The organism is Bacillus sp. FSL K6-1366, from assembly GCF_037976695.1.
Lineage (GTDB): Bacteria > Bacillota > Bacilli > Bacillales > Bacillaceae > Bacillus > Bacillus subtilis.
Window position 1 is genome coordinate 2,621,486 of the sequence record NZ_CP150268.1, and the last position, 22,836, is coordinate 2,644,321.

At 45.1% G+C, this 22,836-nt stretch carries 23 protein-coding genes; 13 read left to right on the forward strand and 10 right to left on the reverse strand.

Annotation, left to right across the window (positions count from 1 at the left end):
• Positions 1-45 precede the first annotated feature (45 nt).
• From gerKA to gerKB, 3 genes are read left to right on the forward strand one after another with little or no spacing between them, the layout of a single operon-like run.
• A complete protein-coding gene (gene gerKA, locus MHI44_RS13705) occupies positions 46-1,680 on the forward strand; it encodes a spore germination protein GerKA (RefSeq protein ID WP_221777013.1) in 1,635 nt (544 codons plus the stop codon).
• Positions 1,670-2,893, forward strand: a complete 1,224-nt coding sequence (gerKC, locus tag MHI44_RS13710; RefSeq protein WP_003246578.1) for a spore germination protein GerKC — start codon at positions 1,670-1,672, stop codon at positions 2,891-2,893. Before gerKA ends, gerKC begins: the two co-directional genes overlap by 11 nt.
• Positions 2,894-2,917: 24 nt before the next feature.
• Positions 2,918-4,039: a spore germination protein GerKB gene (gene gerKB / locus MHI44_RS13715; protein WP_015252827.1), complete on the forward strand. Its 1,122-nt coding sequence runs from the start codon at positions 2,918-2,920 to the stop codon at positions 4,037-4,039.
• Positions 4,040-4,143: 104 nt separating this feature from the next.
• On the opposite strand, the gene MHI44_RS13720 is transcribed toward gerKB, so the two are convergent.
• Positions 4,144-4,824 carry an ABC transporter ATP-binding protein gene (locus tag MHI44_RS13720; RefSeq protein WP_339202156.1) on the reverse strand — a complete coding sequence of 227 codons (681 nt, stop codon included), beginning with the start codon at positions 4,822-4,824 and terminating at the stop codon, positions 4,144-4,146.
• 15 nt (positions 4,825-4,839) lie between these two features.
• Entirely contained in the window at positions 4,840-6,300 is a 1,461-nt protein-coding gene (locus MHI44_RS13725) for an ABC transporter permease (protein ID WP_326131494.1), read from the reverse strand.
• Positions 6,301-6,512: 212 nt separating this feature from the next.
• Between MHI44_RS13725 and yclJ the strand changes: the two genes are divergently transcribed.
• The 4 genes from yclJ (at position 6,513) to phrC (ending at position 10,022) form a co-directional block, all read left to right on the forward strand.
• Positions 6,513-7,196 carry a two-component system response regulator YclJ gene (gene yclJ / locus MHI44_RS13730; protein ID WP_003246532.1) on the forward strand — a complete coding sequence of 228 codons (684 nt, stop codon included), beginning with the start codon at positions 6,513-6,515 and terminating at the stop codon, positions 7,194-7,196.
• Positions 7,183-8,604 (forward strand): two-component system sensor histidine kinase YclK, encoded by a 1,422-nt coding sequence (gene yclK / locus MHI44_RS13735; protein ID WP_339175803.1) that lies wholly within the window; start codon positions 7,183-7,185, stop codon positions 8,602-8,604. The genes yclJ and yclK overlap by 14 nt, the downstream gene beginning before the upstream one ends.
• Before the next feature lie 163 nt (positions 8,605-8,767).
• A complete protein-coding gene (gene rapC, locus MHI44_RS13740) occupies positions 8,768-9,916 on the forward strand; it encodes a response regulator aspartate phosphatase RapC (RefSeq protein ID WP_003246686.1) in 1,149 nt (382 codons plus the stop codon).
• Positions 9,900-10,022: a phosphatase RapC inhibitor PhrC gene (phrC, locus tag MHI44_RS13745; RefSeq protein ID WP_003224994.1), complete on the forward strand. Its 123-nt coding sequence runs from the start codon at positions 9,900-9,902 to the stop codon at positions 10,020-10,022. The genes rapC and phrC overlap by 17 nt, the downstream gene beginning before the upstream one ends.
• A gap of 99 nt (positions 10,023-10,121) precedes the next feature.
• Here the strand turns inward: phrC and MHI44_RS13750 are convergent, their stop codons facing one another.
• The 3 genes from MHI44_RS13750 to MHI44_RS13760 form a co-directional block, all read right to left on the reverse strand.
• Positions 10,122-10,211 carry a YjcZ family sporulation protein gene (locus tag MHI44_RS13750; protein ID WP_015482794.1) on the reverse strand — a complete coding sequence of 30 codons (90 nt, stop codon included), beginning with the start codon at positions 10,209-10,211 and terminating at the stop codon, positions 10,122-10,124.
• Positions 10,212-10,292: 81 nt separating this feature from the next.
• Positions 10,293-10,406 (reverse strand): YjcZ family sporulation protein, encoded by a 114-nt coding sequence (locus tag MHI44_RS13755; protein WP_003234495.1) that lies wholly within the window; start codon positions 10,404-10,406, stop codon positions 10,293-10,295.
• A 153-nt stretch (positions 10,407-10,559) separates the two neighbouring features.
• Positions 10,560-11,924, reverse strand: a complete 1,365-nt coding sequence (locus tag MHI44_RS13760; protein WP_003234493.1) for an aspartate kinase — start codon at positions 11,922-11,924, stop codon at positions 10,560-10,562.
• A 384-nt stretch (positions 11,925-12,308) separates the two neighbouring features.
• Between MHI44_RS13760 and yclN the strand changes: the two genes are divergently transcribed.
• From yclN to yclQ, 4 genes are read left to right on the forward strand one after another with little or no spacing between them, the layout of a single operon-like run.
• Positions 12,309-13,259, forward strand: coding sequence for a petrobactin ABC transporter permease YclN (gene yclN / locus MHI44_RS13765; RefSeq protein WP_014475804.1), 951 nt, complete (start codon positions 12,309-12,311; stop codon positions 13,257-13,259).
• Positions 13,252-14,199, forward strand: a complete 948-nt coding sequence (gene yclO / locus MHI44_RS13770; RefSeq protein WP_213385825.1) for an iron chelate uptake ABC transporter family permease subunit — start codon at positions 13,252-13,254, stop codon at positions 14,197-14,199. The genes yclN and yclO overlap by 8 nt, the downstream gene beginning before the upstream one ends.
• A complete protein-coding gene (gene yclP / locus MHI44_RS13775) occupies positions 14,193-14,951 on the forward strand; it encodes a petrobactin ABC transporter ATP-binding protein YclP (protein WP_003234487.1) in 759 nt (252 codons plus the stop codon). Before yclO ends, yclP begins: the two co-directional genes overlap by 7 nt.
• A 21-nt stretch (positions 14,952-14,972) precedes the next feature.
• On the forward strand, positions 14,973-15,926 hold the full coding sequence (gene yclQ / locus MHI44_RS13780) for a petrobactin ABC transporter substrate-binding protein YclQ (protein WP_003246619.1): 954 nt from the start codon (positions 14,973-14,975) through the stop codon (positions 15,924-15,926).
• A gap of 46 nt (positions 15,927-15,972) precedes the next feature.
• Here yclQ and MHI44_RS13785 read toward each other — a convergent pair whose 3' ends face one another.
• From MHI44_RS13785 to MHI44_RS13800, 4 genes are all read right to left on the reverse strand, one after another.
• Positions 15,973-17,391, reverse strand: coding sequence for an MDR family MFS transporter (locus MHI44_RS13785; protein WP_003246604.1), 1,419 nt, complete (start codon positions 17,389-17,391; stop codon positions 15,973-15,975).
• 19 nt (positions 17,392-17,410) lie between these two features.
• On the reverse strand, positions 17,411-18,289 hold the full coding sequence (locus MHI44_RS13790) for a TetR/AcrR family transcriptional regulator (protein ID WP_167407855.1): 879 nt from the start codon (positions 18,287-18,289) through the stop codon (positions 17,411-17,413).
• Between the two features lie 163 nt (positions 18,290-18,452).
• Positions 18,453-19,202 (reverse strand): oxygen-insensitive NADPH nitroreductase, encoded by a 750-nt coding sequence (nfsA, locus tag MHI44_RS13795; RefSeq protein WP_014475811.1) that lies wholly within the window; start codon positions 19,200-19,202, stop codon positions 18,453-18,455.
• Positions 19,203-19,218: 16 nt separating this feature from the next.
• Positions 19,219-19,506: a putative quinol monooxygenase gene (locus MHI44_RS13800; protein WP_003234477.1), complete on the reverse strand. Its 288-nt coding sequence runs from the start codon at positions 19,504-19,506 to the stop codon at positions 19,219-19,221.
• Between the two features lie 139 nt (positions 19,507-19,645).
• Between MHI44_RS13800 and MHI44_RS13805 the strand changes: the two genes are divergently transcribed.
• Positions 19,646-19,960 (forward strand): metalloregulator ArsR/SmtB family transcription factor, encoded by a 315-nt coding sequence (locus tag MHI44_RS13805; protein ID WP_003234476.1) that lies wholly within the window; start codon positions 19,646-19,648, stop codon positions 19,958-19,960.
• A gap of 1 nt (position 19,961) precedes the next feature.
• Here the strand turns inward: MHI44_RS13805 and gabR are convergent, their stop codons facing one another.
• Positions 19,962-21,401, reverse strand: a complete 1,440-nt coding sequence (gene gabR, locus MHI44_RS13810) for a transcriptional regulator GabR (protein WP_106074065.1) — start codon at positions 21,399-21,401, stop codon at positions 19,962-19,964.
• Between the two features lie 105 nt (positions 21,402-21,506).
• On the opposite strand from gabR, the gene gabT reads away from it, so the two are divergent.
• Positions 21,507-22,817, forward strand: coding sequence for a 4-aminobutyrate--2-oxoglutarate transaminase (gabT, locus tag MHI44_RS13815; protein ID WP_213385827.1), 1,311 nt, complete (start codon positions 21,507-21,509; stop codon positions 22,815-22,817).
• Positions 22,818-22,836: the final 19 nt, after the last annotated feature.

Consider the following 22,836-nt stretch of genomic DNA (forward strand, 5'->3'; position numbering starts at 1 on the left):
TTAAAAGGAAGAATATGAGAAAACGACAAGGAAAGGTATTTGTGTATGCCTTTATTTTCTAAGCGAAAGAACAGTACCGATTCAAAAGACAAGCAGAATACAGACGAAAGGAATCAGGAACAGCAGCAAGAAAAAGAAAAGCCGGTTCTCATTTCTCCAAGCTTGGCAAAGAATATAGCGGAAACGAAAAAGGAAGTCGGAAGCAGCTCTGACGTCATCATTCGCGAGATTAAAATCGGGGAGCAGGATCATGTCCACCTAGCTGTTATCTATATTGCTGGGCTGGTCGATAATAACACGATCCATGAGTCGTTAATTGACCCATTGGTACAGGATGAGTCTATCCAGAATACTCATGCGATCCAGCAAATTCTTGAAAAAACGCTCCCGCTGGGCGGAGTGAAAGCGGAAAAGAGCTGGGACAAGCTTTTTTCCGAGTTAATGCTCGGCAATGCGCTCATTTTTGCTGATGGCCATGATGAAGCTTTGATTTGCAGCACTCAAGGGGGAGAGCAGCGCTCCATCCAAGAGCCGAGCACCCAGGTGTCATTCCGCGGCCCGCGCCAAGGGTTTACAGAGTCTCTGCAAACCAATATTTCCATGATCCGGCGATACATTAAAAATCCGAATTTATGGGTTGAAAAAATGAAAAAAGGTTCTGTTACGAATACGGATATCGCTCTCATGTACATTCAAGGAATATGCGATGAAAAGGTGCTGAAGGAAGTGAAACAGCGCCTGGAAAAAATAGATATTGACAGTATTTTGGAATCTGGATATATTGAGCAACTGATTGAAGATGAAACATTTACGACGTTTCCGACTATGTATCATACAGAACGCCCTGATGTTGTAGCGGGTAATCTGTTAGAAGGAAGATTCGCGATTATTGTCGACGGAACACCGTTTGTGCTTATTGCCCCGGCCTTATTTGTCCAGTTTTTTCAGTCTGTTGAGGATTATTATTCGCGTTTTGACATTGCGACAAGCATAAGAATTCTTCGTGTTTTAGTCTTTTTCATTTCGCTTGTGGCTCCGGCTGTATACGTGGCAGCCACGACGTTTCATCAAGAAATGATACCGACTCAGCTGTTAGTGGTCATTGCGGCCCAGCGGGAAATTGTCCCGTTTCCGGCTGTTGTGGAGGCGTTGACGATGGAGGTTGCTTTTGAGATTCTGAGGGAAGCGGGAGTCAGGCTGCCCCGGGTTGTCGGCTCGGCAGTGTCAATCGTTGGCGCGCTCGTAATCGGTCAGGCTGCCGTACAGGCTGGTATCGTCTCTCCGGCAATGGTGATTATCGTGGCACTCACCGCGATTGCGAGCTTCGCAACACCGGCGTTTGCAATGGCGATTTCAGCCCGGCTTATTCGGTTTATCTTTATTATTGCCTCAGCTGTTATGGGTTTTTACGGGCTGATTTTAGGGATCATTATGATGTTTGTCCACTTATGCAGTCTTCGTTCATTCGGCGTTCCATATATGTCGCCGCTTGCACCTTTTTCTTCACAAGGCGTAAAGGACGCGCTTTTCCGGGTTCCGTGGTGGGCCGATGAAAAAAGGCCGGAATCGGTCAGCAAGGAAGATAAGGTGCGGCAGGGGAAAGATCAACGCCCAGAGCCGGCCGCTTCACGAGGAATGGTGAACAAAGATTTGGAAGAAGGGGATCAGAATGGTACGTAAATGTCTATTAGCCGTTCTCATGCTTTTGAGCGTCATTGTGCTGCCCGGCTGCTGGGATAAGCGGGAGCTGACGGATCTTGCGATTATCTCGGCGATTGGCATCGATCGGACAAACGACAGCAACTACGTGCTGCATCTTCAAATTATCAATCCAGGAAATGTTGCCGGCGGCCTTCAGGGAGGCGGTGCTGGAGACAGGCCGCCTGTATCTGTCTATTCGATTGAAGGTAACAATATAACGGAAGCACTCAGAAAAGCCTCCATGAAGGTATCACGGCGGCTTTATTTTGCCCATACCAATCTAGTCGTGATCAATGAAAAGCTGGCAAAAGAAGAAGGTTTGGATTTTGTATTAGATAATCTTGACCGGGACACAGAATTCAGGACAACAGCAACATTCGTCGTTGCCCATAAAACAAAAGCAGAAAATATTGTGAAAATCCTGACGCCGATTGATAAAATTCCGTCAAATAAAGTCAATAAAACACTCGATTTCACGGAGGCACAATACGGGCGGGTGGTCAAAATCAATATTCAGGACGTTTTGAAAACACTTGCCGCCAACACTATGGCACCGGTCATCCCCGGATATATGATGATTGGTGACGATAAAAAAGGAGTCAGCATGGAAAACACGCAGGCGACTGACCCGAAAGCCATTCTTCAGGCAGATGGTTTGGCGGTTTTTGATAAGGCAGGATATTTAAAGTATTGGCTGGAAGATGATGAAAGCGTGGGGGCAGTCTGGCTTATGAATAAGATCCAGCATACGTTTATTAATGCTGACTGGGGCAAGACGAAGGATGCGGTCAGCTTGCAGGTTACCCATCAAGATACAAAGCTGGTACCGAAAATGCGGAACGGACGCCCGTACATCCATGTGAAAGTGTCGGTTGAAGGTATTATAGATGCTGTCAAATACCCTTTCCAATTGTCTGATCCCAAGGTGCTGGCCGCTATTGAAAAAGCGCTCAACAAAGAGCTTGAAAAGGAAATCAGCCATACTGTGAAAAAGATTAAGAAGAATAAAATAGATTTTATCGGTTTTGGTGACACGATATATAGAAAGTATCCGGAGCAGTGGGAGAAAATGAAGGACACTTGGGACAAAGAATATTTGCCGGAACTGCCCATCGATGTGAAGGCCGAGACGTATATCAGAAGGACGGGATTGCGAAACAATCCGATCAAACACCAGTTTAAAGATGATTAGGTCTGAAGAAAGGGGAAGTGACAGATGGAAAAAGCCAGAATAAGCATAAGGCAGCTGTTTGTCATGATTATCATTTTTGAACTGGGCAGCTCCTTATTGATTACACCGGGATCAATGGCGGGCAGGGATGCTTGGATAGCAGTTTTATTAGGCTGTGCGATCGGACTGTTTCTTTTCTATTTGTATCAAGGCATTTATCAATGTTATCCGAATTCTTCTCCGAAAGAATATATGGATGATATGCTGGGAACCAAGCTGAGCTGGCTGTTTTCATTTCTCTATATCTTGTACTTTGCCTATATTGCCGCAAGGGTGCTGCGTGACTTTGGAGAAATGCTGCTGACGTTTGCTTATCATGATACACCTATCATTATTGTAAATGCTTTATTAATGGTAGTAAGCATATATGCCGTAAGAAAAGGAATTGAAGTGCTCGCACGCGCGGCCGAACTTCTTTTCGGGGCCATGTATTTACTGGGCGCGATCGGCCTCGTGCTGATTATTGTCTCAGGCACTATAGACCCGCACAATTTAAAGCCGGTTTTGGCAAACGGTATCTCTCCTATTCTTCACTCTGTTTTCACGCAGACCATGTACGTCCCATTTGGTGAAGTTGTTTTATTTGTGATGATTTTCCCTAACCTGAATGACAGAAAAGATGTGAAAAAAATGGGGATGATCGCCATGGCTATTAGCGGATTGATTGTGGCGCTCACCGTGGCGATTAATATCAGCGTGCTTGATGTTGATCTTACACTCAGATCCCAGTTTCCGCTTTTAAGCACGATCCAGACAATCAAGGTCGAAGAATTTTTAGACCGGCTCGATGTCTTTTTTATGCTGGCGCTGATCATCGGCGGCTTCTTTAAGGTCAGCCTCTACTTATATGCCACTGTGGTTGGGACATCTACGCTCTTTAAGGAAAAGAATCCCTCCCAATTGGCTTATCCGATGGGATTGGGCATCTTAATCCTTTCTATAACGATCGCGACTAACTTTTCAGAGCACTTGAACGAAGGCCTGAACGTGGTGCCGCTGTATATTCATTTGCCTTTTCAATTATTGTTTCCGCTCTTTCTGTTTATTGTGGCTGTTTGGAAAAAGAAACGAAGAGAGAAGTCAAAAGGGGAGGAAGCAAAAAAATGATAAAAAGAGCGGGGGGATGCGGCCGCCGCTCTTTTTATGTTCACTTCTATATAAAAGGGGGATATAGGGTGCGCCCCTGTCTGCACTGGCAGAGGCGCGTTTTGTTATACGACTGCGACGTTTTCCTTCACAGTAAAACTTCCTCTTGAAAGTCTGATATTGATGTCTGACACTTTTGCAATTTGTTCATCGTGCGTCACCATAATGACGCATTTATCTTCCTTGTGCGCCAGATCCTGAAAGAGCCGTACGATCTCTTTTGATGTGTCCTCATCAAGGTTTCCGGTCGGTTCATCGGCTACGATAAGATCCATGTCACAGCAGAAAGCCCTTGTAATTGATACCCGCTGCTGCTGTCCGCCGCTCAGTGTGAGCACTTTTTGCCGGGCTTGTTTTTCGTTGATGCCAACCTTCTGCAGCATGTCAAGCGCATATGATTCTTTGTTCTTTTCTTTAGAACCTGTGATTTCCATAGCGGTTGTGACGTTCTGCAAAGCCGTCATATACGGGAGCAGGTTGTACGCCTGAAAGACGATTGATACATATTGATTTCTGAAATTGGTTAAGCCGATTTTAGAAACCGCTTTTCCGTCGTAAAGGATGTTTCCTTCTTTTGGTGCGTCAAGTCCGCCTGCCAGAGACAGGAAAGTGGTTTTCCCCGTCCCTGATGTGCCGACGATTGTGTAGAATTTGCCTTTTTGAAAGCTGATGTTAATATCCTGAAACAATGGCTGGCTTTTGTCTTTATACCAGTAGCCGACTTGTTGAAATTCTAATAAGCTCATAGGTTCCGCCTCTTTCTATTCCTGTTTTGTCAATATCGTTTTCGGATGAAGCCGCAGTACTGAAATTGACGGCAGCAATGTTGCAATGATTGCGATAAGGATGCCGATCCCGCCAAGAATAAGCATGTCGTTCATAGAAACCGCGACGTTCAGTGAATCGATAACGTCCACGTTTGATGAACTGTGGCCGAACATTCCGCCGCCCATGCCGCCACCGCCGCCAGGCATTTGTCCGCTTGCGGTTTGCTTTGAATCGGTTGATGAACTGATCTGCTGGGATAAAAGCTGATTTCCAAGCTGATTCGCGACGAGATTTCCCGTCACAGATGCAAGGCCGATAGCGATAACGGCCACAATCAGAATCTCAGTCAAGAACTGTCCAATCAATTTCCATCGTTTTTCACCGATGGCCATTAACACGCCCATTTCGTATTTGCGCTCCCTGATTGACATCATGACAATCAGGCCAAGAATGACGGCGCCTGCCACTGATACAAGATACACCACGTTTTTAGAGAAAGAAGCTACATTTTCAATCGGTCCGACCATTTGCTGGTAAAGCTGATCGTTTGTATTCAGTGTGTACGTATCGAAGTCAATTGATGTTTTCTTCGCTGCTTTTACGAAAGCATCCATATTTTTCGCGTCGTCCATATAGTAAACAGCTGAGTCAATCGTATTTTTATAGTCGTCGCCTTTCAGCGCCGCTGTTGCTGTGTAAGGCGTATAAAGCTTGTTATAAGGATTTAAGAAAGAGAAATTTTGGGCTTGGTCATCACCAGAAGATGTTGTTTTATAAATACCGACAATCTTCAGCTTTACCGTCGTATCTTCATCTGTTGCTGATTCAATTGTGATCGAATCGCCAACGCTCAAATCATTTTCTTCCGCTAATGTTTCGTTGATCACTGTTACTTTTTTGCCGACATCTGATTTTGTAATCGCGCGTCCGTCAGTGATTTTTGAATCCCCGTCAGAGAAATCATCAACTAATGCTGTGCTGATGACACCTTCAATAGAAAGATCAGCTTGAACCATTTGCGGTCCACCTTGTCCTCCGCCTTGACTGTTTTTAGCGTTTGAGCTTGAACTGCTGGAGCTGGAATCACTTGAACTAGAGCTTTCAATCGCATCAAAGTTTCCCGCGTTGGCTGAAGCTGATGTGGTGTAATTGTAGCTCTTCACATGATCAAGCGCTGCAAGCTTATTCGCATCAGACACTTTGATCGGTGTGGATTCGAAGCTGCGCTTTTCACCGCTGTCCTGCTGTTTTTCCATTTGCTTTTGGCGGTCAACCTGAAGTGTCACGCTTCCGCCGAGTTCCTGTCTGGCCAGTTCGCTTGATTTTTGTGCTGCCGACTGGATGGTGAGGCCTGATAGAACAAAGACACATATGACTGTAAACACAAATAATTGCAATAATGTTTTTCCCTTTTTAGCCTTCATATTCCAAAAGGCCCGTTTGATAAAGTTCATTTATGTTCCTCCGTATAGGTACTTTGATTGATAAGGCCGCCTCTGGGGCGGGCTTGCTTGTTGATAAATTAATAGTAGTCCAAAGGTATGAAAAAAATATGAACAATCTATTTCTAGTTGATGAAATAAAAACTAACAATTGTGAAACGCAAAACCTTCTGTTTAAAATGGTGCTATTATATAAAAAAGCATCAAAACAATCGGAGGATATAATGAAAATATTAATGATAGAAGATAATGTTAGTGTATGTACGATGACGGAGATGTTCTTTTTTAAAGAAGGTTTTGAAGCGGAATTCGTTCATGACGGGTTAGAAGGGTACCAGCGTTTTACGGAAGAAAATTGGGATCTGATCATTTTGGATATCATGCTTCCATCTATGGACGGCGTGACCATCTGCAGAAAAATAAGAGAGACAAGCACGGTGCCGATTATCATGCTGACTGCCAAAGACACTGAATCAGATCAGGTCATTGGCTTTGAGATGGGGGCGGACGATTATGTCACAAAGCCGTTCAGCCCGCTGACATTGGTTGCCCGCATCAAAGCCGTCATCAGAAGATACAAGGCGACAGGCAAAGCAGTTATTGATGAAGATATGATCGAAACGGAATGCTTTACCATTAATAAGAAGACGAGAGAAGTATTATTAAACGGAGAGCCTGTAGAAAATCTCACGCCGAAGGAATTCGATCTGCTTTATTACCTTGTCCAAAATCCGCGGCAGGTGTTCTCCAGAGAACAGCTGCTTGAGCAGGTATGGGGCTATCAATTTTATGGAGATGAGCGGACGGTTGACGTTCATATCAAACGGCTGCGGAAAAAGCTTGCCAGCGAGGACAAGCCTTTCCTGTATACTGTGTGGGGAGTAGGGTATAAATTTGATGAAGATTAAATATTTATATCAGCTGCTGCTAAGCCATATCAGCATTTTGATTTTAGCGTTTGTCATTATCATTTCTCTGTTTTCCCACTTTGTGAAGGAATTTGCCTATCAGAACAAAGTAGAGGAATTGACGTCATATGCGGTGCAGATTGCAAATGAATTCCAAGCCGGCCAGGTGGACATGCGCAGGCTCTATCCTTATCAGGACATTTTAAGCACAAGAAAGACGCAGTTTATCATCTTTAATGAAGAGCAGCAGCCCTATTTTCTTCCTGAAGGCTTTCATCACCCACCAAGGGAACAGCTGAAGAAGTCAGAATGGAATAAGCTAAAAAAAGGGCAGACTGTCATGATCAGGGCAGATGGCCGTTTTGATGATGAAGTGTCACTTGTGGCGCAGCCTATATTTGTTCAGAACGAATTTAAAGGCGCTGTTCTGCTGATTTCTCCGATCAGCGGTGTTGAACAGATGGTCAATCAGGTCAACCTCTATATGTTTTACGCTGTGATCAGCACGCTTGTGATTACGATTCTCGTGAGCTGGCTTCTGTCCAAATTCCATGTCAAACGGATTCAAAAGCTGAGAGAAGCGACAGATAAAGTGGCTTCCGGCGATTATGACATCCATTTGGAAAACAGCTACGGGGACGAAATCGGCGTACTGGCGTCTGACTTTAATATCATGGCGAAAAAACTAAAGCAGTCAAGGGATGAAATCGATCGCCTTGAGAAGCGGAGAAGGCAGTTTATCGCTGACGTGTCACATGAATTAAAAACACCGCTGACGACGATCAACGGTTTGGTTGAAGGGCTGAACAGCCATACGATTCCTGAGGATAAGAAGGATAAATGCTTCTCGCTGATCAGTGAGGAAACGAAGCGCATGCTGCGGCTCGTAAAAGAAAATCTGGATTATGAAAAAATCAGATCCCAGCAAATTACCTTGAACAAGCTAAACGTTCCTCTGATCGAGGTGTTTGAAATCGTGAAAGAGCACTTGCAGCAGCAGGCGGAAGAAAAACAAAACAAGCTGATGATCCAGGTAGAGGATCACGTCATCGTACATGCCGATTATGACCGGTTCATTCAAATTCTCGTCAACATTACGAAAAACAGCATCCAATTTACGAAAAACGGTGACATTTGGCTGCGCGGAATGGAAGGTTATAAAGAGACGATTATTGAAATTGAAGACACGGGTATCGGCATTCCAAAAGAGGATATTGAGCATATTTGGGAACGGTTCTATAAAGCAGATATTTCAAGAACGAATACGGCATACGGTGAATACGGACTCGGTCTCTCGATCGTCAAGCAGCTTGTTGAAATGCACCAGGGCACAGTAGAAATCAAGAGTGAAGAAGGGAAAGGCACAAAGTTCATCATCCGCCTTCCTTTAACGGCAAAACAGCAATAGCATACAGGGCGGCGGCATCATCTGATGGAGCCGCCTTTTTTGCACACCGCTTCGGTTTATTGCGTGCTCCCGAAAACAAAGATTGCGTGTTTTTCGGGTTGGGACGGCCTATAAACATGATAAAATATGACATAAACAGTTTTTGATGGGAGAGGGTGAAGGAATGAAGAGTGGGGTAATTCCTTCTTCAGCGGTCGGTCAAAAAATTAACGAGTGGTACAGATATATCCGGACATTCAGCGTGCCGGATGCCGAAGTGTTAAAAGCTGAAATCCAGCAGGAACTGAAACACATGCAGCATGATTCCAACTTGCTGCTTTATTATTCACTAATGGAATTCCGGCACCAGCTTATGCTGGATTATCTTGAGCCGTTAGAGAAATTAAATATAGAAGACCAGCCAAGCCTGTCTGAATTATCAAGAAACATTGACAGCAATCAGGCAGATCTCAAAGGGCTGCTCGACTATTACGTGAATTTTTTTCGTGGGATGTATGAATTTGATAAGCGGGAATTTATTTCTGCCATTACATACTATAAACAGGCGGAGAAAAAGCTCTCCTTTGTCGCAGACCATATTGAACGAGCTGAATTTTATTTTAAAATCGCGGAAGCTTATTATTATATGAAGCAAACGTATTTTTCATTGATTAATATAAAAAACGCCTATGAAATTTACGTGGAGCAGGAAACCTATAATGTGAGAATCATTCAGTGCCATTTCGTGTTCGGGGTCAACCTGATGGATGAAAGAAATTTCGAACAAGCCGCACGCCATTTCAAATTGGCGCTCAATATGGCCCAAGCGGAACAAAAAGCCCAGCTGGTCGGAAGAGCATACTACAATCTCGGGTTATGCTATTACAATCAAGACCTTCTAGACCCTGCCATTGATTACTTTGAAAAAGCGGTCTCCACGTTTGAAAGCAGCAGGATCGTCAATTCTCTCCCGCAAGCCTATTTTTTAATCACCCTGATTTATTATAAACAGGGAAAACATGATAAAGCTTCGGAATATCACAAGCGGGGCTATGAATATGCTAAAGAAACAGACGATGCAGACTATGCCGTAAAATTCGAGTTTTTGCAATCCCTATATCTGGATCAGCCCAATGAAGAAGGAATCGAACGATGTTTCCAGTACTTAAAAAATAAAAATATGTACGCTGATATAGAGGATTTAGCCCTAGAAGTAGCAAAATATTACTATGAACAGAAGTGGTTTAAACTGTCTGCTTCCTACTTTCTACAAGTTGAAGAGGCAAGAAAACAAATACAAAGGAGTGAAGGTTTGTATGAAATTGAAATCTAAGTTGTTTGTTATTTGTTTGGCCGCAGCCGCGATTTTTACAGCGGCTGGCGTTTCTGCTAATGCGGAAGCACTCGACTTTCATGTGACAGAAAGAGGAATGACGTAAGAACAAGCCCCTTCTCATTAGCGAGAAGGGGTTTTTCTTTTCAAAAAAACACCGCAAGACATAGTCTTGCGGTGCCGCCTTCATGGAGATTACGTTTATTTAGTAGCCTCCTACAAATGCAGTTCCCACAATGATCAAGAGGATAAATAACACAACAATCAAAGCGAAAGAAGTTCCGTAACCTGACATTTTGTGCACCTCCTTGCGAGATTGCTTCAGCAAATGCTGCAAAACTGTGGCGGACAGGGTCCCGCAGAGACGGTCAGCAGCTTAGAAGCCGCCAACAAACGCAGTCCCTACGATAATTAATAGAATAAACAATACAACGATTAAAGCGAAAGAACTGATGCCGCCGTAACCGCCGCCGTTAGAGTATCCTGACATAAGGTTTCACCTCCCTATGAAGGATACTATAAGATATGCTGAACCGATCCATTTGGCAGGGATAATAGTGGACAAGAGAAAAAATGAAGAATTCGGCTATATGAAGGTGATATAAAAAAATAGCGGGCGCTGCCGCCCGCTATTTATGTACGATTAAGAGATCAGCACGCCCGCGAAAAATTCCTGGTATAACGCTTGAACGGCTTTTCTTTCTTCGGCTTCTTTTACGCCAAACATCATGCTCACTTCAGAAGACCCCTGATTGATCATTTCGATATTCACCTGTGCCTCTGATAATGCTTTGGCGGCTCTTGCCGTTGTACCGACATTGTGGCGCATCGCTTCCCCTACAACCATAATCAGGGCGAGATGATGCTCGACGATGACTTCATCGGCATGCAAATCCTCTTCGATCCGTTTGATGACGCTGCGTTCAGTGGCGGCATCCATTTGCCCCTGCCGTAAAATGATTGTCATGTCATCGATTCCCGATGGAACATGCTCATACGTCAAACCATGCTCCTCCAGGATTTGAAGGGCTCTGCGGCCAAAACCGATTTCTCTGTTCATGAGATACTTGCTGATATAAATGCTGCAAAAACCGGTGTCGCTGGCAATGCCGACGACAGGCCCGTTTGTGTTATCCCGCTTGCTGACGACGCGGGTGCCTTCGGCTGAGGGGTTGTTCGTATTTTTGATCTGAACAGGAATCCCCGCTCTGAATGCCGGAATGAGCGCTTCATCATGAAACACTGAAAAGCCCGCGTAGGACAGCTCCCGCATCTCTCTATATGTCAGCTCGCTGATTTCCTTTGGATTCTCAACGAAGGACGGATTGACAGAATACACAGCGTCCACGTCTGTAAAGTTTTCGTACAAATCGGCTTGTAGTCCGTTGGCAAGAATCGAACCGGTAATATCAGAACCGCTCCGTGAGAATGTGATCACATCGCCATCCTTGCTGAATCCGAAAAAACCGGGAAAAATGATGAGTCCGTCACGTTCCCGAAGACGATAGAGGTTTTGATAGGATTCAGGAAGAACTTGCGCGTTGCCGGGTTCATTTGTCACAAAGAGGCCGGCATCCTTCGGGTTTACATATTCCGCTTTGACGCCTTTATAGCGGAAGTAAGCGGCGATCAGCTTGGCATTGTTATCCTCTCCGCTGGCCTTGACTGCGTCAAGGTATTGTTCGGGGTTGCTTTTGTCTCCTTCTAAAAGCGTAAACAGATCATCTCTGATTTTTTCGATAATGCTTTGCCCCAGCTGAAGCTCATTGGCGATGAGAGCGTACCGTTCCACAACTGCTTCCGCCAGTTCAGGTGCGCTGCCTGTTGCCAAATATTGTTCTGCACATGCGATTAAGAGATCAGTCACTTTCGTATCCTCGGCATAGCGTTTTCCCGGAGCTGAAACGACTACAGCTTTCCGTGCCGGATCTGAGGTAACGATGTGAAACACCTTGTCAAGCTGGGCGCCTGAAGCAAGTGAGCTGCCTCCGAATTTAACGACCTTCATGTTTACATCTCCTAATGTTTAAAATTTTCACACAAATTTAGTATTTATTATCTCTCTTTCAGTACTGTAAATCAAGGGGGGATTTCTTTATCAGGAGAACATTTGTATTTTTCACGAGGAATAATGTTAGGTTTGCTGACCGTATGCCTGCGTTATAAAGATAAATATGGTAAACAGCCTAACGTTTTGGGATGGAAAATGGTTAGAATGATTAGTAAAATTGATAAATGACTAGGTTAATATTTTTAAAGAATATTGACTAACCCTATAAAAATGGTAATATGTAAATGATAATGATAATCAATTACTATATGGCCATATTGTTTTGAGTCCTTGCGGAGTAGGAGATACGTTCTTTTTGCTGTAAGGATGTAAGGAGGCAGCATGAAGCTACGTTACTTATTTATTCTACTTATCATATTAGCAGTCACATCTGTATTTATCGGTGTAGAAGATCTGTCGCCGCTTGATCTCTTCGATTTAAGCAAACAAGAGGCGTCAACGCTGTTTGCAAGCCGTTTGCCGCGATTGATCAGCATTGTCATTGCGGGATTAAGCATGAGCATCTGCGGTTTGATTATGCAGCAGATCAGCAGAAATAAATTCGTGTCACCGACGACGGCGGGCACGATGGATTGGGCGAGGCTCGGCATTTTAATTTCCTTGCTGCTGTTTACATCCGCCAGTCCTTTAATCAAAATGCTGGTCGCGTTTGTCTTTGCCCTTGCAGGAAATTTTCTGTTTATGAAAATCCTTGAAAGAATCAAGTTTAACGACACCATCTTTATTCCGCTTGTCGGTTTAATGCTCGGGAATATCGTCAGTTCAATCGCGACATTTATCGCATATAAATATGACTTGATCCAGAATGTGTCATCATGGCTGCAGGGAGACTTCTCTTTAGTCGTGAAAGGAAGATACGAGCTTCTTTATCTGAGTATTCCGCTCGTCATCATTGCCTATGTGTATGCGGATAAATTCACATTGGCCGGTATGGGTGAAAGCTTTTCTGTCAACCTCGGCCTCAAGTACAAACGGGTTGTGAACATCGGGCTCATTATCGTGTCCCTGATCACGTCTCTTGTCATTTTGACTGTCGGTATGCTGCCGTTTCTCGGTTTAATCATCCCGAATATTGTATCGATTTACAGAGGAGACAATCTGAAGAGCAGCCTGCCGCATACTGCGCTGTTGGGAGCGGTTTTTGTGCTGTTTTGCGATATACTGGGCAGAATCATTATCTTCCCTTATGAAATCTCGATTGGCCTGATGGTCGGAATCATCGGCAGCGGCATTTTCCTGTTTATGCTGTTAAGGAGAAAAGCCTATGCGTAACCAGATGAAAATAGCTTTGCTCGTTGGTTTAGCCATTGTATGTATTGGCTTGTTTTTGTTTTATGACTTAGGCAATTGGGATTACACCCTTCCGAGACGAATCAAAAAAGTCGCTGCCATTGTGCTGACTGGGGGAGCGATTGCGTTTTCGACCATGATCTTTCAAACGATTACGAACAACCGCATCCTGACGCCGAGCATTTTGGGCCTTGATTCTCTCTACATGCTGATTCAGACTGGCATTATCTTTTTGTTCGGTTCTGCGAATATGGTCATCATGAATAAAAACATCAACTTTATCATCTCTGTTCTGCTAATGATACTGTTTTCTCTTGTTTTGTATCAGATCATGTTCAAGGGTGAGGGGAGAAATATCTTTTTCCTTCTGCTTATCGGAATCGTGTTTGGCACGCTGTTCAGCAGCCTGTCTTCCTTTATGCAGATGCTGATTGATCCGAATGAGTTCCAAGTTGTGCAGGACAAGATGTTTGCCAGCTTTAACAATATCAATACGGATTTGTTATGGCTCGCGTTCATCATCTTCCTGCTGACAGGCGTTTATGTCTGGCGTTTTACAAAATTTTTCGATGTGCTGTCGCTCGGACGCGAGCACGCCGTGAATTTGGGCATTGACTACGACAAAGTGGTGAAGCAGATGCTGATCGTGGTTGCGATTTTGGTTTCTGTTTCAACAGCGCTAGTCGGGCCGATTATGTTTTTAGGCCTTCTGGTCGTCAACCTGGCGAGAGAATTCCTGAAAACATATAAGCATTCATACTTAATCGCAGGCTCCGTTTCAATCAGCATCATTGCGCTGGTCGGAGGGCAGTTTGTGGTTGAGAAAGTGTTTACCTTCTCAACGACGCTGAGCGTCATTATTAATTTTGCCGGCGGGATTTATTTTATCTACTTGCTGTTAAAGGAGAATAAATCATGGTAGAGGTCAGAAATGTAAGCAAACAATATGGCGGGAAAGTTGTTCTTGAAGAGACGTCAGTCACGATTCAAAAGGGCAAAATCACCTCGTTTATCGGTCCTAACGGCGCCGGCAAAAGTACGCTGCTGTCTATCATGAGCCGCCTGATCAAAAAGGATTCCGGCGAGATTTACATAGACGGACAAGAGATTGGAGCATGTGACAGCAAAGAGCTTGCCAAGAAAATGAGCATTTTGAAGCAGGCGAACCAAATCAATATCAGGCTCACGATCAAAGACCTCGTCAGTTTTGGCAGGTTTCCGTACTCACAGGGCCGGCTGACAGAGGAAGACTGGGTTCATATCAACCAGGCGCTTAGCTATATGAAGCTGGAAGACATTCAAGACAAATACTTGGATCAGCTGAGCGGCGGACAGTGCCAAAGGGCATTTATCGCCATGGTCATTGCCCAGGACACAGATTATATCTTTCTGGATGAACCGCTGAACAATCTGGATATGAAACACTCAGTTGAAATTATGAAACTGCTGAAACGGCTGGTAGAGGAGCTTGGAAAAACGATCGTGATCGTCATTCACGATATCAATTTTGCTTCAGTCTATTCTGACTATATCGTCGCTTTGAAAAACGGCCGAATCGTTAAAGAAGGACCGCCTGAAGAAATGATAGAAACATCAGTGCTTGAGGAAATCTACGATATGACCATCCCGATTCAGACGATTGATAATCAAAGAATAGGTGTTTATTTTTCTTAATATATAGAAGAGGTGAGGAGCATGAAAAAGTTCGCGTTACTATTCATCGCTTTGGTCACTGCCGTTGTCATTTCTGCATGCGGAAACCAAAGCACAAGCAGCAAAGGTTCTGATACAAAGAAAGAACAAATCACAGTGAAACACCAGCTCGACAAAAACGGCACAAAAGTACCGAAGAACCCTAAAAAAGTTGTCGTATTTGACTTTGGAAGCTTAGATACATTAGATAAACTAGGACTTGATGATATAGTAGCGGGCCTGCCGAAACAAGTCCTTCCTAAATATCTGTCCAAATTCAAGGATGACAAATACGCTGATGTCGGCAGCTTAAAAGAGCCAGACTTCGACAAAGTGGCAGAATTAGATCCTGATCTGATCATTATTTCAGCAAGACAATCTGAGTCTTACAAAGAATTCTCTAAAATTGCGCCGACGATTTACCTTGGTGTAGATACAGCGAAGTACATGGAATCATTTAAATCAGACGCTGAAACAATCGGTAAAATCTTTGATAAAGAAGACAAAGTGAAAGATGAGCTCGCAAACATTGATCACTCAATCGCAGATGTAAAGAAAACCGCTGAAAAGCTTAACAAAAACGGTCTCGTCATCATGGCGAACGATGGAAAAATCAGCGCGTTCGGCCCTAAATCAAGATACGGCCTGATCCATGACGTATTCGGCGTGGCTCCGGCTGATCAAAACATCAAAGCGTCTACGCACGGACAAAGTGTTTCTTACGAGTACATTTCAAAAACAAACCCTGATTACTTGTTTGTTATTGACCGCGGTACAGCAATCGGAGAAACATCATCTACAAAACAAGTCGTGGAAAACGATTATGTGAAAAACGTAAACGCAGTGAAAAATGGTCATGTCATCTACCTTGATTCTGCTACTTGGTATTTATCAGGAGGCGGACTTGAGTCTATGACGCAAATGATTAAAGAAGTGAAAGACGGTTTAGAAAAGTAAAACCAAAAAGAGCCTCCGCTAAATAGCGGGGCTCTTTTTTTGTTAATCAGCGTGCCGGCTGCTGTTCGGCAGGGCGCTGAGGTTTCTTTAATGTGAATGAGAGAAGGAAGCCGACAAGTGCAATGACGGCAGCCACTATAAAAGCGGCGTTCATGCCGTGCAGGGCGGCGTGCTTCACATTTGTCGTGCCTGCATGTGCCGCCTGGTTGCTCATCACGGAAACCAATAGTGCGGTTCCGATCGAGCCGCCGACTTGGCGAATCGTGTTGTTCATCGCAGTTCCGTGCGGAATCAAGTGGCGCGGCAGCGCGTTGATTCCGGCTGTTGTCACCGGCATCATGATCATGGCGGTGCCTAAGAGACGAACGGTGTATAAAACGACAATCCAAGCGAGTGACGTATGGTCAGTCAGCTGCATAAACGGCAGAGATGTCAGGAAGATGATGCAGAAACCGGCAATCGCCAGCCCTCTTCCGCCGACACGGTCAAAAATTCTGCCGATAATCGGCGACATAAAGCCCATCACAACGGCTCCCGGCAGGAGCATAAGCCCTGTATCAAAAGCTGTGACGTCTCTGACATTTTGTGTATAAAGCGGCAGGATGGTTTCCGTACCGATCAATAATGCAAAGACGAGGGTTCCCAGCAGTGTTGTTAAGCTGAAAACGCCAAACGTGAAGACGCGGAATTCCAGCATCGGTTTTTTAAGCTTCATTTGTCTTGTGATAAACAAGAGCAGCGCGATGACACCCACCAGCAGTGAAATCAAGACGGTTGAACTGGACCAGCCATAAGAGCCGACGCTTGAGAAGCCGTACAGAAGGCCGCCGAACCCAAATGTTGAAAGGATGACTGATAAAATATCAATCTGTGTTTTTCTTAAAGTCGTCACGTTTTTCATCAGGATGCTGGCAAGAATCAAATCAATCACAGCAAACGGAAGAATGATATAAAACAATGATCTCCAAGAGAAAGCTTCGACAGCCCATCCGGAAAGAGTCGGTCCGATCGCAGGCGCGAATGAGATGACCAATCCGACCATACCCATAGCCTGGCCGCGTTTTTCAATCGGAAAGATTGTCAGGAATACAGTCTGCATGAGCGGCATCATAATGCCGGCTCCGGCCGCTTGAATGATACGCGCTGTCAGCAGAACCGGGAAGTTCGGCGCGAACGCTCCGACGACTGTTCCGGCAGTGAAAATGCTCATTGCTGTGATGAGCAGCGCCCGGCTTGTGAATTTCTCAATTAAAAACGCGGTAATCGGAATTAAAATCCCGTTGGTTAACATAAATGATGTGGTCAGCCATTGTGCTTGGTTGGCATCGACATTGAAATCCCTCATGATATGGGGAAGTGCGGTAATCAACAATGTCTGGTTCAAAATCGCCACAAACGCTCCGGCTAACAAAATGCCGACAATGACAGAACGGTTAAAAGGTTTTTGTTCAATACTTGTGTTCAATACATATCCCTTCTTTTCTCTAAGTAATTAACAGTGTTTTTAACATGGAAACGGGCTGTGTTAAAACACTGGTTTGTTCCAGATAGCCAATCAGTGATTTGAGTAAAAAAGCGCGGGGTTCTTCCTTCTTCGCTTCTTCCTCCAGCATGGCGGCTGCGGATGTCAGTTCATCTACGTCATAGTCCGCGGCGGACAGGGAAGAGATGCCTTTATGTAATTCCTTCAGGCTTTCCGATAATAGGACTGATTTATCCTTTGGCTTGTAGGAGGATGCTGAATGAATATAAAGCTCGATGGCTTCGGGCGGAAGAAGAGACTGGCGGGTTTCCCTGTTTTTGATAATCTGATTGAGGGTGCTGATGATAAACTCTGCGATCGGGTCAAGCTCAAGCGGTTTTTCCTCGATTTTGATCAGCATTAAAAACTCACGCATCATGCCGTGAAGAATGATAACCAAATCCCACACAAACGGGAGAATGGTTTCTCCATACGCCTGGATCAGCGAATCGCGGTGCCAGCAGATAATCGTCGATCTGGTCTGATGGATATGCTGTTTGACCCGGTCATTATGCAGCTTGGGGTTTCCGTAGGTCAGCATATTGAAAAACTGCTGATTCCGCCTGAAGCCCTCCAGTTCCATTTTGACCTTTTGCGTCAAACGCTCCTCCGGTGTAAGTGCGGTATTTTCCTGAAGTCTTGAGGCTGCGGCCACCATTTGCTTCTGGTTAAATGACAGCAGCTCCAAAAGCAGATCTTCTTTAGATTGGAACAGCTTATATATCGAAGCTTTTGACATCTTACATTCTTCTGCGATCGCCTGCATGGAAACCGACGTAAAATCCTTTTCCGATAAAAGCTTTCGCGCGGCTAACAAGATATCTGTTTTTTTATCAAGCATCTCATGGCTTCCTTCTTTCTTGAACATTAGAAAACCCATTGGTTCACAGAAAACCAATGAGTAACTATGAAAAAATTTTACCAAATAAACAAAATAGAAGTCAATGGATTTTAACCGGGTAAATGAAAGGCCTGCCGGAAAATCCGACAGGCCGAATAAGAGCTTATTTTTCAACTTTAAATCCTTGTTTTTCAAGCATTTCACGGATGTGCGGATAGTACAGGCGCTCATAGTAGGAAGCGATGCTCTGTGACCAATTTCTTGTTTCTTTTCCGTTTGTCCGTTTATTCATGTATTCAGACATCTGTTCGTCGTATGCCTGAATGTGAGACGTCAGCTCATCCTGATTCAAATAAGTTTCCTGATGATTGACAGCTTCCTGCGGCAAGCGCGGTTTTTTCGCTGAACGGTCGGCAGGATGCCCAATGACAAGGCCGGATAAAGGGAACACGTATTTTGGAAGCTCAAGCAGTTCGATCAGCTCTTGAGGGTTTCCGCGAACCGCACCGATCGGAACTGTGCCAAGTCCGAGTGACTCAGCCGCTGCTGTTGCTGTGCCGAGGGCAATACCAGCGTCTACTGCGCCGACAAGAACAGATTCCAATCCATTTGTGATTTCCATTTTGAAATCATGCAGATCTTCAAGCGCAATTTTGGCCCGGTTGAAATCTGCGCAGAACAGCAGGAAAACAGGAGCTTGATCGATCCATGGCTGGCCGCCTGCCAGCTCGGAGATTTTCTTTTTGCGCTCTTTATCCTGGACTGTGATCACAGTCACTTGCTGTCCGTTGATAGAAGAAGGGGCTGATTGCACCGCTTCAATGATTTGGTCCAATTGCTCCTGAGCTACAGGCTCATCTGTGTAGCTGCGAATCGAGCGGTGGTCTTTTAAAGATTTAATCACTTCATTCATATGGGACACCCTTTCTTTACTCGCTAAGCTCTGTGCGGACAACATCAAGAGGGGCGCTCAGCAGTTCTTTTCCTTTTGCGACAAACCCTTGGAAATGCGCAGTTTCGTTATGGAATTTCATTGCCGCTTCATCTTTCCATTTTTCAAGCATGACAAATGTATTTTCTTCGCCTACTTTTTCGAATAGGTCGTATTGCGCGTTGCCTTCCTCAGCTCTTGAATGCTGAACAAGTGATTGAGCCTCGCTCAAAAATTCCTCGCGTTTTTCTGGTTTTACTTTGATGTAAGCTTGTAATACGATCATTTAAATCTCCTCCGTTGTTATGCGAATTTATTGTTCGAATTTCATCGAACTAAATGTAACATGTATTCTAAATGAGGTAAAGGAAAAACCCTTATATAGTAAAATTGTCATTCTAATTGTTGTGTGATACATTTGTGTCATGAACATTCCAAACCATCCAGAAACAGAAACATTGCAGCTGACAAAGGTTCTTCATGCACTTAGTGATCCGCTTCGTTTAGAGCTCGTCAAGCAATTAGCTGAAGCAAAAGAAAAAACGTGCAGCACCTGTGCAGATGTGCAGGTTGCCAAATCGACTTTGTCGCATCATTTTAAAGTTTTGAGAGAATCGGGCATCGCTCAAGTTCGGATAGAAGGAAAGCGCCGGTATTATTCGCTTCGCGCTGAAGACCTTGAAAAGGCATTTCCGGGCCTGCTTGAAGCCGTGCTGAATGTAGACCAGGACCGCTGGTGAATCAATCCCCTGTAACGGGGATTTTTTTATGTCCGTAAACCGCTTTGAAAAGCCGCTGCACACCCGCCTGAATATCTTCTTCCTTCAGCCGTGCAAAGCCGATAATGAGAGCAGGCCTGCCCGTTTGCCGCTTGTTTTCCTTCAAGTTAAATCGGCTCATTCCGAATATTTCAAGCTGCAGCCCGGCAGCATGTGACAGGATGTCTTGTTCGGTGCGCCTGGTATCAAATTCGGTAACAAAATGCAGCCCCGCATTTGCCCCTTTTACGGTAACCTCTCCGCTGAACTCTGCTTCTAAAGCGGTGATCAGGCGTTCTCTCTTTTCTTTATAATGCTGCTTCATTTTTTTTATATGCTTTTGATATTCACCAGACTCGATAAATTCCTGCAGGGTGAGCTGTGTGAGTGATGAGCAAGTCTGCAGATCATAGCCCCGCTGTTTGTATGCCCTCAACAGCTCAGGCGGCAACACCATATAGCTGATCCGCAAGCCGGGGAGAAGGGACTTTGAAAAGGTTCCCATATAGATGACATTTTGAAAACGGTCGAGGCTTTGCAGCGCCGGAATACTGTCTACATCATATGTGAATTCACTATCATAATCGTCCTCAATGATATATCGGCGCGGCTCCTCGGCTGCCCAGTTCAGCAGCTGAATTCTTCTGGATACAGGCATAATCGTTCCGGACGGAAACTGATGCGACGGGGTGGTCACCAGCACATCTGGCTGCTGTCTGGTGATTTCAGCAATCGACATGCCTTTTTCATCCAGCATGATCGTCTTTACTTGTTTTCCGGCATTCTTCAAAAGCTGATACATGCGCCTGTAGCCAGGCTCCTCCATCGCATACACGGCTTCCTTGGGTAAAAGCTCAGTCAACAGCTGCATGAGCACCTGTGTGCCTGCCCCTATGATCATTTGTTCCGGCCTGCATTTTACACCCCTCGTCAGGGAAATGAGCCTCGTAATGGCCGCTCTCACTTCATATATCCCTTGCGGATGTGACATATCGCCGAGCGTGCGGTATGAGCGGGAGGCCGCTTTTTGCTCGCAGCGGAACCAGCTTTTGATCGGAAAATGGTCTGTATCGGAACTCATGTGTGAAAACGATATCCAATCGCTCTGGTCGATGTGAATCTCTTTTAGGTCATCCGGCAGTGCAAATGGAGGGTGCTCCTCGGCGGAAAACATGTCTAGTTCCTCCACGAAGAAACCCTTTCGTTCAATGGCGTACAAATACCCCTCAGCCAGCAGCTGCTGATAGGCTGAATTCACTGAATTTACGCTGACCTTGAGATTTTCAGCCAGCTCCCGCTTGGAGGGAACCTTCGAGTGCGGCAGCAGATTGCGGCTGAGGATTTCTTTTTTCAGCTTTTGATAAATTTGCTGATAGATATAATCGGCTTGCTCTGAACGATCGAGTGTAATCGTGATATCCATTTGTATTTTCTCCTTCTGATACCATCAAAAAGTTATAATTGGTACTTTTCATCATACCAAAGAGAAGTCAGAATGATAAGAAAATACCGACAGGGGGATATTCACATGAGTCAAACAACAGCAAGCATCACAACTGCACAATGGCAGCAAAAACGGGATCAATTTGTGTCAAAAGGTGTGAGCAACGGCAACCGCAGTCTGGCGGTCAAAGGAGAAGGGGCCGAGCTGTACGATCTGGACGGCCGGAGATTTATTGATTTTGCAGGCGCCATCGGCACGTTAAATGTCGGACACTCGCATCCGAAGGTGGTTGAGGCTGTGAAGCGGCAGGCGGAGGAGCTGATTCATCCTGGCTTTAATGTCATGATGTACCCGACTTATATCGAGTTAGCCGAAAAACTGTGTGGCATTGCACCGGGCAGCCATGAGAAAAAAGCGATTTTTCTTAACTCAGGGGCAGAAGCGGTCGAAAACGCTGTGAAAATCGCCAGAAAGTATACAAAGCGCCAAGGCGTTGTCTCGTTTACACGCGGGTTTCACGGGCGCACGAATATGACGATGAGCATGACAAGCAAGGTAAAACCTTATAAATTCGGTTTCGGGCCTTTTGCGCCAGAGGTTTATCAAGCGCCGTTCCCTTATTATTATCAGAAGCCGGCCGGCATGAGTGATGAAAGCTATGACGATATGGTCATTCAAGCATTCAATGATTTCTTTATCGCTTCAGTGGCGCCTGAAACGGTGGCGTGTGTCGTGATGGAGCCAGTGCAGGGAGAAGGCGGGTTTATTATTCCTTCGAAACGGTTCGTACAGCACGTCGCTTCATTCTGCAAAGAACACGGCATTGTTTTTGTTGCTGATGAAATCCAAACCGGCTTTGCCAGAACTGGCACTTATTTCGCAATTGAGCACTTTGATGTAGTGCCCGATCTGATCACGGTTTCTAAATCGCTTGCGGCAGGCCTGCCATTAAGCGGCGTGATCGGGCGTTCGGAAATGCTTGATGCGGCAGCGCCAGGGGAGCTGGGCGGCACGTATGCCGGCAGCCCGCTCGGCTGCGCGGCGGCTTTGGCAGTCTTGGATATTATCGAAGAAGAAGGACTGAATGAGCGATCTGAAGAAATTGGCAAAATCATTGAAGATAGGGCGTATGAGTGGAAAAAAGAATTCCTGTTCATCGGTGACATCCGCAGACTCGGGGCGATGGCCGCAATCGAAATCGTCAAGGATCCAGACACGCGTGAGCCTGATAAAGCAAAAGCAGCAGCGATCGCGGCCTATGCGAATCAAAACGGATTACTTTTGCTGACAGCGGGAATTAACGGTAATATCATCCGCTTTTTGGCACCGCTCGTCATCTCAGACAGCCTTTTAAATGAAGGGCTCAGCATCTTGGAGGCGGGCCTGCGAGCTTAATCATTGGAAAGAAAACGGC